Consider the following 12624-nt stretch of genomic DNA (forward strand, 5'->3'; position numbering starts at 1 on the left):
TGTTATTGCGCGTTCAGAACCAGATTCTGGGCCTGACCGTCGCGGCTCAGCACGCCGATAATATAGACCAACCGGCCGCCCTGGTCACATACCTGCACATTGAGCACCTCGACACTGCTGTCGACGCCCGCCGATGCCAGCACGGCATCGAGCGAGACGATCTGCCCGGACGACACCGCTTCCTGGATCTGCCGCTTGTCGAGGCATGCCTGGGCGCTCGCCGTGCCGGTAGCGGCAAAGCCGACGGCCAGGGCAAGGACGGTTGCTGACAGCAATTTCATGATCAAGGTTTTCATGAGGGCAATCTATGGCGGCGTTGCTGAATGGGACATGAATATGGCGGTCATGTCCAGTTGGTGTGGGTCACGCCTTGCCGATATCCCCTTTAAGTCCTTTGCGCAGGAAAATTATGGCAAGCGCTTCCATGATCATCTGCCCCGCCGAAGCCCCGTCCAGTGCCGGCAATTCAACCCCCAGCAATTGCGCACCGGCAGCCAACAGCATGATGACGGCGACGACATAAGTTTTGTATCCGTTGAGGAAATCCACGGCGATGCTCCAGTTTGAAGAAGGTGAAATCGGGGCAATGGGCGTGCCCGCAGCCGCCAGCGCCGCCAGCGCCGCCTTGCGGACGGCCGCAACGCGATTGGTCCAGCCCTTGCCGAAAGTGGGGAAAGTCGAGAGCCGATTGAGAAAACCCAGCCGCCGTTCACAGAGCGCCGCGATCAGCCCGGCAACATCCCGCGCCCGCACCGCCGCCAGCGTCAGCGGCCCCACCTGTCCATCGGCCAGCACGCCCAATTCGGCCTGCAGCGTGCGGATTGCTCGGTCCGGCCCGGAATTGACGGCAAAATCGAACAGCGCCAGATCGAGGCCGGCCGGCAGATTGCCCGCTTTGCTGCGGTTCCAATAACTCGCCCGATAGATGCGCGCCGCCTCGGCCCGCCCCAGCGCCCTAACCTCTGCCTTAGGCAATTTCCACCACGGCGAGATATTGCGCCAGCGCGCCAGCGTCTTGTGCGTGATCCCCAGATTGGTCGCCCCGCCGGCATCACTGGGGTGGTCCACATAGCCGCCCTCATGCCGCAGCACCTCGTCGAGGCAGATGTCAAAGCGCGTCCTAGCCATGAAATTCTCCTGTCGCGACATGTCCGAGGCGGCAAACTTGAGCAGCTTGATCGCGTCATAGTCCGCGATCCCGCCGCCGACCCTTTTCGTCGTATAAAACAGCACATAAGGCTTGCTGCTGAACGGATCGCGCAGCACGCTCACGCCCTGGCGATCCACGATCAAATACCCGCGCCGGAAATCGCCGAACGCCACCGACAGCGAGCCTGCCGCCATGTTCGGCATGTCCTCGGCCTCGACCAGGTCGAACCCCATGAACCGCGCCTTGCCATCGGCCGTTGCCGCCGGCTGCCACAGGTAATTGCCGTCGGCATCCTTGAGCTTGCGCAGTGCGCCCTGCACCTTGCGGTTCATCACCCAGGATGCATTCTGGCGGTAGCCGGCCTTGAGGGCATAAACCAGGTCGATCAGCACATCGCTGGCATTGGTGGCCGGCAGCGTGCCCGCCGCCCCGGTCGCCACATAGCCAAGATTACCCCAGCTCCAGCTGGCCTCGGCTACATTGGTCGCCGTCAAAAATCTCTTGGGCTTGTTGACGCCATCGCCGCTCACAAAGGCCGTGGTTTCCTGCGCCGCAAAGGCCGCATTCACCTCCTCGGCAATCCACTGGCCGACGTCCACCGCCGCATCATCGAGAAAGGCCGAAGTCGCCGCCGGCATGGCATAGAGCTCCATAGTCGGATAGCTCAGCTCCGCCAGCGTCTGCGAATTGGTCACCGGCCGCGCCGCCGTTTCACCCACCCAGCCCACGGCCGGACCGGTCACCGAAATCGGCCGCTTATAGACCGCACTCGACACCTGCCGCACCCCGGCAATGGCGCGAATGGGCGACAACACCGTCATCAGCCGCGTGATCTCGTTTTCCGTCTCGCCCGGCACCACATAGCCGCCATCGGCACCGACGCCGATGGACAGCGCCTTCTCCTCGCCGCGCTTCACATAGGAGGAAAACGCCTCCTTATATTCGCCCTCGGCCACAGCGGCCTTGCCATCGAGCAGCGGGCGGGCGAGGCGGATCAGCTTGCCGGGCTTGTACTGGTCGGTCGATCAGCGCACGATCCATCGCCGCCTTTGCCCGTCGAGCACGGCGTTCAGCCGGTCCAGCTTGCCCTCCAGCAGGCCATCGGCCGAGCCGCGTTTTTCCAGCTCGCCCAGGCGCTGGTTGTTGGTCGCCTTGAATTCCTCGAAGGCATGCGAGAATTCGGCGAAGAGAGCACCAATATCGCTCCCCGCGCCGGCCTTGGTTTCAAGGCCGTCGTTGCTGTTGGTCATGCAAATGTCCTTATCGGTTGCGGATAGTTTGCGTCGCCGCCGCGATCGCGGCGCCGGTCGAAAGGGATGAGGGCGCAATCCGCGCATCCTCCATCATCGGAAAAGTCACGATCGAGATTTCGAACAGGTCGATCGCCCACAGCTTGCGCTTGCCGGCTTCGCGCGTGGCCTTGACGGTGCGAAAGCCGATGGAGAGCCCGTCCAGCGCCCCGTCCTCGATCAGGCGTTTCAGCGCATCGGCCCGCTCCACCCCCGGCACCAGCCGTCCGGCAGCAAACAGCCCATGGCCGTCTTCGTGCAGCGCCTCCCAAATGCCCACCGGCTCCTTGGGATCGTGCTGGAACAGCATCCGGATCCGATCACGCCGCCGCGCCAGACTGTTGGCAAAAGCCCCCGGCATGACGATATCGCCCCCGGCATCGACCCGGCCAAATACACTCGCATAGCCGGAAAATCGCCCCTCGCCATCGATGCGAATGGACCCCATCAGCGCTTGCCCGTCGGTTACCCGCCGCCTTGCCGCCCGGCTTCGCCCCGGCTAGCGTGCCCGCCAGATTCCAGGCAAATTGCCGGAATGTCTGCTGGGCATTTTCCCGATTTGGTTTGTCGGCCATGGGCTTAGTCATCCTTCCTGAACAGTCGATTCAAGCTCGCGATCTCCTGCACGAAGTCGTTGAAGTGTTGATTCACCTTGGCCATTTCCCGCAGGCTCCACACCAGCAATGCCGTCGAACTGCTCGCCCATAAAAACAGCGCCAAATGCGCCAAATCCCCCCGCTCAATGACGGTGCGCGTAAGCTCGTCCATGTTCTTGCTCCTTTCTTCCCCTCGCCCCTTGAGGGAGAGGGACAGCTTTTCCGCGTTCAGCGGAAAAGCAGGGTGAGGGGTTCTGCGTCCGCCCATGCTTGAATGCCTACGGAAGCAACCCCTCATCCCAACCGAAATTCGCCTTCGCGAATTCGGTGTCCCTTCGGGCACCTTCTCCCTCAAGGGGAGAAGGAAGAGGCCTAAAGCCCCACCATCGCCCGCTTCTCCGCGTCGCTGAGAAACGGCGCGCTCCCCACGCGTTCCCACAGCGCCGCGCGGTCTTCGGCCAGCGCCTCCACCCCATCGAAATCGGGCAGGACCACCGCCCCGCCAAAGGCCGGCGAGAGCCAATTGCTCAGCTCCTCCGCCACCCGCACCACCAGCGGTACCAGGGTTTGCCGCCACAGCGCGCGGTTGGCTTCGGCCAGGTTGGCATAAGTATTGTCGCCCGGAATGCCGAGCAGCATGGGCGGCACGCCGAAGGCCAGCGCGATATCGCGCGCCGCAGCATGCTTGGCCTCGATGAAATCCATGTCGCGCGGTGTCAGCGCGATGGTTTTCCAATCGAGCCCGCCTTCCAGCACCATGGGCCGGCCCGCATTGGCCGCCCCGGCAAAGCCCTGTTCCAGTTCGCTCTTGAGCCGCTCGAACTGCTCCTCGGTCAAATTGCCGCCGCCCGCCGAATAGACCAGCGCGCCGGATGGCCGCGCTGCGTTATCGAGCAGGGCCTTGTTCCATTGCCCGGCCGCATTGTGGATGTCGAGGCTGGTCTGCGCCGCCTCGAGCGGCGCCATGCCGTAATGGTCGTCCATGGGATGAAACAACGCCATATGCAGCACATTGGGCAGCGGTTCGCTGTCCTGCCGCAGCCGCATGGTGCGCCCGCCAGCGGTATAGTCATAGGCCACCGGCCAGCCATCGGCGCCGGCCACCACCTTCATCCGATCCGGCCGCGGGCAAAACAGCCCGCGCACCTGCCCCTCGACAATCCCCGCCTGGAGATACGCATTCCCCGCCGTCTGCAGATAGGCATAGACCGCCTCCAGCATTTCCCCGCCCGATTGCCGCCCATTGGGGCGCTTCAGCAGTTCCGCCAGCGGATGCTCATCAAGCTTCTTGCCGTCCTCGCTGACCACCAGCGGCACCCGATTGGCCGCCTCGGCAATCAAGCGCACGCAGCGATAGACCACCGGATTGCGCGCAAATCCCTGGTTGACCAGGCTCGCAAATCCCCGCTGGCTCCAATTGGCCGGCCCCAGCGCGCTCAGGCTTATCAGCGTATGCCCGGCAAAATTCTTGGTTTCGACAGGCGCGTTTGCGCCGCCGCCCATCAGGCGGCTGATCCAGTTCGGCATGTTTTTGATCCTTATCTATCCGGACTGATCCGGCCCATCAGTCGTCAACCCTCGCCCCTTGAGGGAGGGGGACGGCATTTCTGCGTTCAGCAGAAATGCCAGGGTGAGGGGTGCTGCGCCATCCCATGCCAGAAATGCAGAAAGAGACCCCTCATCCCAACCGAAATTCGCCTTCGCGAATTCGGCGCCCCTTCGGGCACCTTCTCCCTCAGAAGGAAGGCGGTGATGGTGGAAGGCTACGTCCCCCGCACCCGCGGCCTTGCATCCTCCAGCAGCAATTCCGTCACCGCCCACACCAGCGCATCCACCCGGTCTGGCGAATGCCCGCCGCTTTTGCCGTCCGCGCCGAAGCCGCACATTTCGTCTTCCAGCGCCGTCAGCCCCGCCACGTGCCGCACCAGCCCACGCCCATAAAGCGCGGCCACCGGCTCCGCCCGCAGCCATTTGCTCCGCGTGGCCCGCACCGCACGCACCGGCACATTGACGTCAATCTGCTCGATTACCGATTGGACCAGGTCCCCGCCCTGATTGACCTCGACCACGATGGCATCGGCCTTGTGGGCATGAAACGCCTCCACCGCCCGCCGCGCCCAGGCCAAGGGCGCCGCCGGCTTGAGCGTACGATCCTCCAATATCACCGCGCCGTCGCCCACCCGTCCGGCCACGATAATCCCGCACGCATCGGACTTGGCCGTCCCCGTCACCGGGGGATCGACCGCCACCACAATGCGTTCAGGCACCACGCCTGTTACCGGCGCAAACATGTGTCGCTGCCACAGCGCATCGGGCAGGTCCTCGATCAATTCGCCATCGAGTTCCTGCCGCCCCAGCACCGAGCCGCGATAGCGCCCGACAATGGCATCGAGAAATTGCGGCGCCAATTGCGCCCGATTCTCCGCCGTCGCCATGCGGGTCACCATTGTTTCCGGGTCGCCCAGCAGCCGCCTGAGCAGCCGCGTCGGTTTGGGCGTCGTCGTGGCCAATTGCTGCGGCCGATCACCCAGCCGCAGGCCGAATTGCAGCATGTCCCAGGCCTCTTCCGCCCGTGGCCACTTGGCTATTTCATCACACCACGCCGCCGCGAATTGCGGCCCCCGGAACCGATCGGGGTCGGACGCCGAAAGAATGCTCGCCTCCACCCCATTGGGCCAGATCAATCGCTGCCCCTTGAGCACCGGGCGCTCCTTGTCCGAGTGCACATTTAGAATGCCGCTCTCGCCCCGCACCATGATGGAAATGGCCTCGGTCATGGTTTCCGCCACCAGGGCAATCGGCCCGATCTTGCGGGCCGCCAGGCTCCGCACCCATTCGGCTCCCGCCCTGGTCTTGCCCGAACCGCGCCCGCCCAGCAGCAGCCAGGTGGTCCAGTCCCCGTCCGGTGGGCGCTGCTTGTCCAGCGCCCAATAATCCCACTCGTAATAGTGTTGCTCCACCTCATCGTCAGATTTGGCGGCAACTTCGGCCAGCGTCTCAGCGGTTCTTGAACTGGTCAATGCGCTTGGCCAATTTGTCGCGCAGGTCGGTCATGTCCTTCTTGGTCGCCGGCTCCACATTGGGCTGCGCTGCGCCAAGCTCGATCAGCTTGTCCAGCGTCTTGACCGACATGCCGAGCACATTGGCCTGTTTTTCGATCGGTTCATTCACCGCCATCTCCAGTCGCCTTACCTGCTTGTCCAAAACCTTCATCATCAAGGCGATCAGCCCTTCCCGGCGCACCATGCGCGCCCGGGCACTGATCCAGCCCTCCGCCTCCCGCCGATGCCGCAACTGTGCCGGCGTAATGCCGTAGCGTTTGCAGATCGTCGCCGGCACAAACTTGCGCCCCTCATATTCTTCGCGAATGGCCGCCCAGTTCGGCGCCGCGCCATCCGAGCCCGCGTCATTCATCTCGCTGCCCCGCTGCCGGGCCGGCCTCTCCGCCTGACCCACTTTTCCGACCATGCCTGAACTATAGCTGACCAGCGTGACGCGGGGATAAGTTGGATAAGTGGGGGGCCACGGAGACCTCACGCTGGGCCTCCTGCCCAGTCCCCAACCACGGTGTCATTCCCGCGAAAGCGGGAACCTCCGTTTGCCGCACCAAGGAAGAAAACAGAGGTTCCCGCTTTCGCGGGAATGACGCTGGGGGGAAGTGCATCTCGGTTCGTTCAAGTGCTCCGACAGGCCGGAAGCCCCGATGCCATCCCCTCCCCCTTGAGGGGAGGGCTCAGCTTTTCGCTAGCGAAAAGCGGGGGTGGGGGTTCTGCGGCCTCAACAAACTCCATGCCGGTTGAGAGTTCAGAACCCCCTCCCTCGATCCCTCCCCTCAAGGGGGAGGGAGGCCCCATGTGCCACGACCTCGTCCTTTGACAAGCTCAGGATGAGGTCTACTGAAACAAAAAAGCCCCGCTCCAACCGGAACGAGGCCCAGACCCTCAGCAAACCCACCAATTCTACCGCCGGACGAAATCCACATTCTTGCAAGCGATCAGCATGCAGCCGGACAATTGCATGCTGTCCTCATCAACCAGCGTGACCGAGCCGTCCACCGTCTGGCCGTCATATTTCACCGTGCCGCGCCATTGGTTTTCGCCGGCGGGCCGGGCGCCGTTGACCACCAGCTTGTTCAGCATGGCAACATTTTCCGGCTTGCGCGCATCGCGGCGCAGCCAGGTCAGCTTGGCGCAGATCTGGGTGCCGTCCCCGCAATAGCTGACGACGAAGCGCGATTCCCCGGTCGTGGTCTGCCAGGTGCCGACCGGCGAGAGGTCCTGCGCAGCGGCGGGCGCGGCAAGTCCGATGGCCAGGGCCAAGGCAGCGATGGTCTTGAACAAGGTCATGATTGTTCCTCGACATATGTTCATGGCCCGGGCCACAGGGGTCCGCAGGGCGATGGAATGAAGTGTTGGTCGACCACATGCCAGAGCGGAGCTGAACCGGCCGCAAACTGCTCATTCAGTTTTCATTCATCGCATGGCGAAGGTGTGGCCGCTGCCTGTCATTCCCGCATGGGAACTATGCCGGAAGCGCAGGTCCGAATTTGCGGGCCGCATCCAGCGCCAGTCCCAGCCCCACGCTGCCCAGCACGTCGGTGCGCACCAGCTCGGAGGTGGGAAACAGCGCCCGCAGCCGATTGGCAATGGCGGGCACCTGGGTCGAGCCGCCCGTCAGGATCAGGCTGTCGATCTCGCCCGCATTCACTCCAGCCCGCCGCAAAGTCTCGGCAATGGTTGCTTCAATGCGCGCCACCGAATGCTCCAATGCCTGCGTCAAATCATTGATCGTCATGCTGGTTTCCACCTGCCGCTCGCGTACGGCAAACTGGAACGCGGTTTCCGCGGCATCCGACAGTTCGATCTTGGCCGCCTCGACCGCCCCCACCAGCCGGTGGCCCAGCCGGTCCTCGATCAGCTCGATCATGGTCTCGACCCGCTCGGCCCCCTGCGCTTCGCGCATGGTGCCCCGCAGGTCTCGCAGAGTCTGCGCATTATAGAGCCGGTTGATGCGGTGCCAGGTCGAGAGGTCATAATAGGGCGCCACCGGCAGATAGCGCTTGCCGTCCTTGGTCTCGCTGCCAAGCCCCAATTGCGGCATCACCTTGGCCATGGAAAGCAGCCGGTCAAAGTCCGTACCGCCCACATGCACACCCGCCGTCGACAGAATATCGCGGGCCCGCTCCACCGACCGCGCCCGCTCGGGCGAGACCCGCACCACCGAAAAGTCCGAGGTGCCGCCGCCAAGGTCGACGATCAGCGCTAGCCGCTCGTCGCTCACCTGCCGCTCGTAATCGAGCGCGGCCGCAATCGGCTCATATTGAAAATCGATATTCTGGAAGCCCTGCTTGCGCACCGCGTCTTCAAGCTGGGCCTCCGCCGCCCGGTCAGCCTCCATATCGTCGTCAACGAAATGCACCGGCCGCCCCACGACCACGTTCTCGACCGGGCCATGCAGGTCCGTCTCGGCCCGCCGCTTCAACTCGGCAATGAAAATGCCCAGAATTTCGATGAAGTCATAGCGCCGCCCCTTGACCCGCGTGGTGTCCCCGATCAGCGAGGTGCCCAGCACGCTTTTGAGCGAGCGCATCAGCCGCCCCTCGCCCCCGGTCACATATTCGGCCACCGCCTGGCGCCCGAAATGCACCAGATTGTCCTCGAAGCTGAAGAACAGCACGCTGGGCATGGTCTGCCTGCCATCTTCGAGCGGCAGCAGGCGCGGGATGCCATCAGCGCCGACAAAACCCATGGTCGAATTGGACGTGCCAAAGTCGAGGCCGCAAGCAAGGGTCATGGGAGCCATCCATCATGGGAGAGTGCGCCCAGCGGCGCGAGGGACGGCCCTCATAATGGCTCAACGCCAATGACGCAACCCGGCCTCTTCCCTTCTCCCCTCGTGGGAGAAGGTGCCCGAAGGGCGGATGAGGGGGTTCAAGCAGCCTTGCGCCGCTTCTCCTGCGCCGGCCGCAAATCCACCACTTCCAGCCGCCCCATGCCTTTGCGCTGCGCCTTTTTCAGCGCCTGCGCACCCGCCTCGAAGAATGTCCGGTCGAACGCGCCCTGCGGATTGGTCACCGCCAGCCCGACGCTGACCGTCACCGTTCCGGCATGGCTTTCCTTATGTGCCAGCCCCTGCCCCCGAATAGCCTTGCTGATTTTCTGCGCCAGCGTGCGCGCCATCAGCACCGGCATATCCGGCAGCGCCACGACAAACGTCGCGCGCCCCATGCGCAGGCAAGTGTCATCATCATGCGGCAGTGCATCGGCGATGGTCTGCATCACCGTCATCACGCAATCATCGGTCGCGCCTTTGCCGTAGCAGGCGAAATATTCGCGATAGCGGTCGATCTCGATCACCAGCAGGCTCATCGACACCCCGGCCTCTGCCGAAGCCTCCCAGGCCCTGGTCAATTCCTCTTCGATGCGCGCGCCCAGCTTGGGTTTCATGCCGATCTGCCGGGCAATCGCTGCCTGCCCATAAGCCGGCCCGCGCTCCTGCCGCACCGGCCGCAACGCGCCCAACGCAGTCCGCACCCGGCCCCAGAAATGCTCCGCGCTATCCTTGGCAATCACCGCATCGGTCATATCGTCGCCTGTCCCGGGCACTAACAACAGCGCCAGCGATCAGGCCACAACATGGTTAATCGGTGGTTAATACTTATGGTTAAGCAAGTATTGCCGAAAGTCTAAAGTCCCTCCGGTGGCTCCCATTCCGGCCAGTCCACCGCATGCTCTTCCCAGGTATCGGGCTCGACTTCGGTCTCGAGGAACGTTCGCCCGGACACCGACACGCCCACATCCACCACCGTTTGCGGATCGCCCGACACCAGCGGATGCCACCAGGCTAGGCCCTTGCCTTCGGCGATGCGGCGATAGGCGCAGGTGGTGGGGATCCACTTGATCTCGGTGACATTTTGCGGCGTCAGCTTGATGCAATCGGGCACCTTGGCCTGCCGCCCCGGATAGTCGGTGCAATGGCAGCTATCGCCGTCCAAAAGCTTGCAGCGCACATCCGAGGTGATCAGGATGCCGGTATCTTCATCCTCGAGCTTGATCAGGCAGCAGCGCCCGCAGCCGTCGCAGAGGGATTCCCACTCCGCTTCGCTCATCTGCTCGAGTGTTTTTTCTTCCCAAAAGGCCATCTTAACCTGACATGCGGCATGGTGTTGCCGGTTCGCTCTTATACGCCATTATTGGCAATCATATTCCAGCGATTGAGTTGCATTCAGCGCTTTGGCCAGACAATTGTCCGCCAGAGGCGCAGCCGGGGACCAAGCGGTGCAGGATCCGTTCTACACGAAAGACAAGCGGCCCAGGAAGTCGTCCATGCTGGCGGCCGATGCGTGGCTGGATTCCTCGCTTTACGACTTCTGGCAGGGCCTGGGCCGGGGCTGGACCAAGTTCCAGGACATCATGTCGGTGTTCCGCGTCACCGGTATCAAACGCTTCTTCGTCGAAATTTTGTCCGACGCCTTCACTTTCGGCGCTATCGGCGCGGTGCTGATGACGGCGCTCGCCCTGCCCGCCTTCGACGCCACCGCCTCGGGCGAGTATAACAAGGCCGAAAACTATTCCGTAGTGTTCCTCGATCGCTTCGGCACCGAGATTGGCCGCCGCGGTATCCGCTCGGACGATTCCGTGGCCCTCAAGGACATGCCCGATTACCTGATCAAGGCCACGCTTTCGACCGAAGACCGCCGCTTTTACGATCATTTCGGCATCGACGTCGTGGGCACTTTGCGCGCCCTGATGAGCAATGCCTCAGGCGACGCCTCCACCCAGGGCGGCTCCTCGATCACCCAGCAGCTGGCCAAGAACCTCTTCCTCTCTTCCGAGCGCACCATCGAGCGGAAGATCATCGAGGCCTTCCTCGCGGTGTGGCTCGAATGGCATTATTCCAAGGACGAAATCCTCAAACTCTATTTTGACCGCGCCTATATGGGCGGCGGCAATTTCGGCGTCGTTGCCGCCGCCGATTATTATTTCGGCAAGAAGGTGCAGGACATCAATCTGGCCGAAGCCGCCATGCTGTCGGGTCTGTTCAAGGCCCCCACCCGCTATGCCCCGCACGTTGACCTCGCCGCCGCCCGCGGCCGGGCCAATCTCGTGCTCTCCAACATGGTCGCCGCCGGCTTCCTCACCGAGGGTCAGGTCACCGCCGCCCGCCGCCATCCGGCCACCCCGGTCGATCGCACCGCCGACGCCAATTCGCCGAATTACTTCCTCGATTGGGCGTTCGAGGAATCCAAGAAGATCATCGAAACCACCCGCCACGCCTCCAACAATTTCGTGGTCCGCACCACGATCGACACCACGCTGCAGAAATATGCCGAGGAGGCCGTCACCTCCACCGTGCGCGAAAACGGCGAGCAATATGACGTGTCGCAGGCCGCCATGGTGGTCACCGACACTGGCGGGGCCGTGCGCGCCATGGTGGGCGGCACGGACTATGGCAAAAGCCAGTTCAATCGCGCGATCGTTTCCACCCGCCAGCCCGGCTCGGCCTTCAAGGTCTTCGTTTATGCCGAGGCCATGGAACAGCTCGGCCTCAAGCCGACCGATACCATCACCGACCGCCCGGTCTGCATCGGCGATTGGTGCCCGCAGAATTACGGCCGCAATTACAAGGGCACCGTGACGCTGCAAAGCGCCCTGGCCCAATCGCTCAATACCGTCGCCGTGACCCTCTCGATCAAGACCGGCCGCGATCCCATTGCCGCGCTCAGCCACCGCATGGGCCTGCGCGCCGATTACCCCGTCACCCGCTCGCTGGCGCTGGGCGTCGCCTCGGTGTCGGTGCTGGACATGGCCTCGTCTTATGCGGTGCTGGCCAATGACGGCCTCAAAACCCCGGCCTATGGCATTACCCGCATGGCAACGCTCAATGGCGAATTGGTGTTCGAGGCCGATCCGAACGCCCCGCGCGAACGCCTGCTCAGCGAAACCACCGTGGCCGGCATGAATTCCATGCTGCGCGGCGTGGTCACTGGCGGCACCGGCCGCCGTGCCGATGTGCCCGGCGTGCCGGTCGTCGGCAAATCGGGCACGACCTCATCCTATCGCGATGCCTGGTTCTGCGGCTTTACCGGCAATTACGTCGCCGCCGTCTGGTTCGGCAATGACGATTACCACCCCACCAAGACCCTGACCGGGGGCACCCTGCCCGCCATCGCCTGGCAGAAATTCATGGCCTATGCCCACACCAATATCGACATCAAGCCGGTCTTCGGCGTCGATTTCGTCCCCACCCAGACCGTGGTTGCCGCGGCCGACCCGGCCGAGGAGCAGGTCGAAGTCGCCCAGCGCCCGCCAACCCTCACCCCCGCCGCTGCCCGCAAACTGCTCGACCTGGCCGGCCTGTTCCGGGGCGAACTCCGCGCCGCCACACCGATCAACAACCAGGCAGCCGTGCCCGGGTCGAGCGCGGGGCTGTAAACTCTGCCGATGCTTGAGAGACCTCATGGTGAGCCTGTCGAACCACGAGGTCGCGCGAGTGGAGGCATGTGTGCCCCCAATCGCGCCTTTCCCCCATCCGGCCCCGTTGCTATAGCCATACCAGCCAATCCCCGCGTCGAGGTCACCCCGCAATG

At 63.5% G+C, this 12624-nt stretch carries 12 protein-coding genes and 1 pseudogene; 1 reads left to right on the top strand and 12 read right to left on the bottom strand.

Translation table 11 applies throughout. The features are described 5' to 3' along the window. Window positions 1-2: 2 nt before the first annotated feature. From N8A98_RS02565 to N8A98_RS02620, 12 genes and pseudogenes are all read right to left on the bottom strand, one after another. Window positions 3-296: a PepSY domain-containing protein gene (locus N8A98_RS02565; protein ID WP_262168908.1), complete on the bottom strand. Its 294-nt coding sequence runs from the start codon at window positions 294-296 to the stop codon at window positions 3-5. Window positions 297-363: 67 nt separating this feature from the next. After that, the gene (locus N8A98_RS02570) at window positions 364-1149 is read right to left on the bottom strand and encodes a glycoside hydrolase family 108 protein (RefSeq protein WP_315974561.1); all 786 of its coding nucleotides are present in this window, start codon (window positions 1147-1149) and stop codon (window positions 364-366) included. Window positions 1150-1158: 9 nt separating this feature from the next. Continuing rightward, window positions 1159-2400, bottom strand: a pseudogene (locus tag N8A98_RS02575) (phage major capsid protein); the annotation flags it as partial. Window positions 2401-2410: 10 nt separating this feature from the next. Then, window positions 2411-2887: an HK97 family phage prohead protease gene (locus tag N8A98_RS02580; RefSeq protein WP_262168910.1), complete on the bottom strand. Its 477-nt coding sequence runs from the start codon at window positions 2885-2887 to the stop codon at window positions 2411-2413. 131 nt (window positions 2888-3018) lie between these two features. Then, window positions 3019-3207: a hypothetical protein gene (locus tag N8A98_RS02585; protein ID WP_113122999.1), complete on the bottom strand. Its 189-nt coding sequence runs from the start codon at window positions 3205-3207 to the stop codon at window positions 3019-3021. Between the two features lie 200 nt (window positions 3208-3407). Then, entirely contained in the window at window positions 3408-4562 is a 1155-nt protein-coding gene (locus N8A98_RS02590) for a phage portal protein (protein WP_262168912.1), read from the bottom strand. Between the two features lie 236 nt (window positions 4563-4798). Then, window positions 4799-6055 (bottom strand): DNA-packaging protein, encoded by a 1257-nt coding sequence (locus N8A98_RS02595; RefSeq protein ID WP_262168914.1) that lies wholly within the window; start codon window positions 6053-6055, stop codon window positions 4799-4801. Beyond that, window positions 6033-6572 carry a hypothetical protein gene (locus tag N8A98_RS02600; protein WP_262168915.1) on the bottom strand — a complete coding sequence of 180 codons (540 nt, stop codon included), beginning with the start codon at window positions 6570-6572 and terminating at the stop codon, window positions 6033-6035. Before N8A98_RS02600 ends, N8A98_RS02595 begins: the two co-directional genes overlap by 23 nt. Window positions 6573-6994: 422 nt before the next feature. After that, complete coding sequence (locus tag N8A98_RS02605; RefSeq protein WP_162740338.1) at window positions 6995-7381, bottom strand: DUF2147 domain-containing protein; 387 nt, start codon at window positions 7379-7381, stop codon at window positions 6995-6997. 175 nt (window positions 7382-7556) lie between these two features. Beyond that, window positions 7557-8828 (bottom strand): Hsp70 family protein, encoded by a 1272-nt coding sequence (locus N8A98_RS02610; protein ID WP_390888796.1) that lies wholly within the window; start codon window positions 8826-8828, stop codon window positions 7557-7559. Between the two features lie 137 nt (window positions 8829-8965). Beyond that, window positions 8966-9619, bottom strand: a complete 654-nt coding sequence (locus N8A98_RS02615; protein ID WP_262168917.1) for a diguanylate cyclase domain-containing protein — start codon at window positions 9617-9619, stop codon at window positions 8966-8968. Between the two features lie 101 nt (window positions 9620-9720). Continuing rightward, a complete protein-coding gene (locus tag N8A98_RS02620) occupies window positions 9721-10176 on the bottom strand; it encodes a YcgN family cysteine cluster protein (protein WP_262168919.1) in 456 nt (151 codons plus the stop codon). Between the two features lie 184 nt (window positions 10177-10360). Here N8A98_RS02620 and N8A98_RS02625 point away from each other — a divergent pair, with 184 nt between their 5' ends. Then, the gene (locus tag N8A98_RS02625) at window positions 10361-12469 is read left to right on the top strand and encodes a transglycosylase domain-containing protein (RefSeq protein ID WP_262168922.1); all 2109 of its coding nucleotides are present in this window, start codon (window positions 10361-10363) and stop codon (window positions 12467-12469) included. Window positions 12470-12624: the final 155 nt, after the last annotated feature.

The organism is Devosia neptuniae, from assembly GCF_025452235.1.
In the GTDB taxonomy this organism is placed as follows: domain Bacteria; phylum Pseudomonadota; class Alphaproteobacteria; order Rhizobiales; family Devosiaceae; genus Devosia.

Bases quoted from the DNA above. Each gene is read 5' to 3' on its own strand.
- N8A98_RS02605 (WP_162740338.1), bottom strand. From the start codon at position 7,381: ATGACCTTGTTCAAGACCATCGCTGCCTTGGCCCTGGCCATCGGACTT.
- N8A98_RS02580 (WP_262168910.1), bottom strand. From the start codon at position 2,887: ATGGGGTCCATTCGCATCGATGGCGAGGGGCGATTTTCCGGCTATGCG.
- N8A98_RS02610 (WP_390888796.1), bottom strand. From the start codon at position 8,828: ATGACCCTTGCTTGCGGCCTCGACTTTGGCACGTCCAATTCGACCATG.
- N8A98_RS02615 (WP_262168917.1), bottom strand. From the start codon at position 9,619: ATGACCGATGCGGTGATTGCCAAGGATAGCGCGGAGCATTTCTGGGGC.
- N8A98_RS02620 (WP_262168919.1), bottom strand. From the start codon at position 10,176: ATGGCCTTTTGGGAAGAAAAAACACTCGAGCAGATGAGCGAAGCGGAG.
- N8A98_RS02590 (WP_262168912.1), bottom strand. From the start codon at position 4,562: ATGCCGAACTGGATCAGCCGCCTGATGGGCGGCGGCGCAAACGCGCCT.
- N8A98_RS02585 (WP_113122999.1), bottom strand. From the start codon at position 3,207: ATGGACGAGCTTACGCGCACCGTCATTGAGCGGGGGGATTTGGCGCAT.
- N8A98_RS02570 (WP_315974561.1), bottom strand. From the start codon at position 1,149: ATGTCGCGACAGGAGAATTTCATGGCTAGGACGCGCTTTGACATCTGC.
- N8A98_RS02565 (WP_262168908.1), bottom strand. From the start codon at position 296: ATGAAAACCTTGATCATGAAATTGCTGTCAGCAACCGTCCTTGCCCTG.
- N8A98_RS02625 (WP_262168922.1), top strand. From the start codon at position 10,361: ATGCTGGCGGCCGATGCGTGGCTGGATTCCTCGCTTTACGACTTCTGG.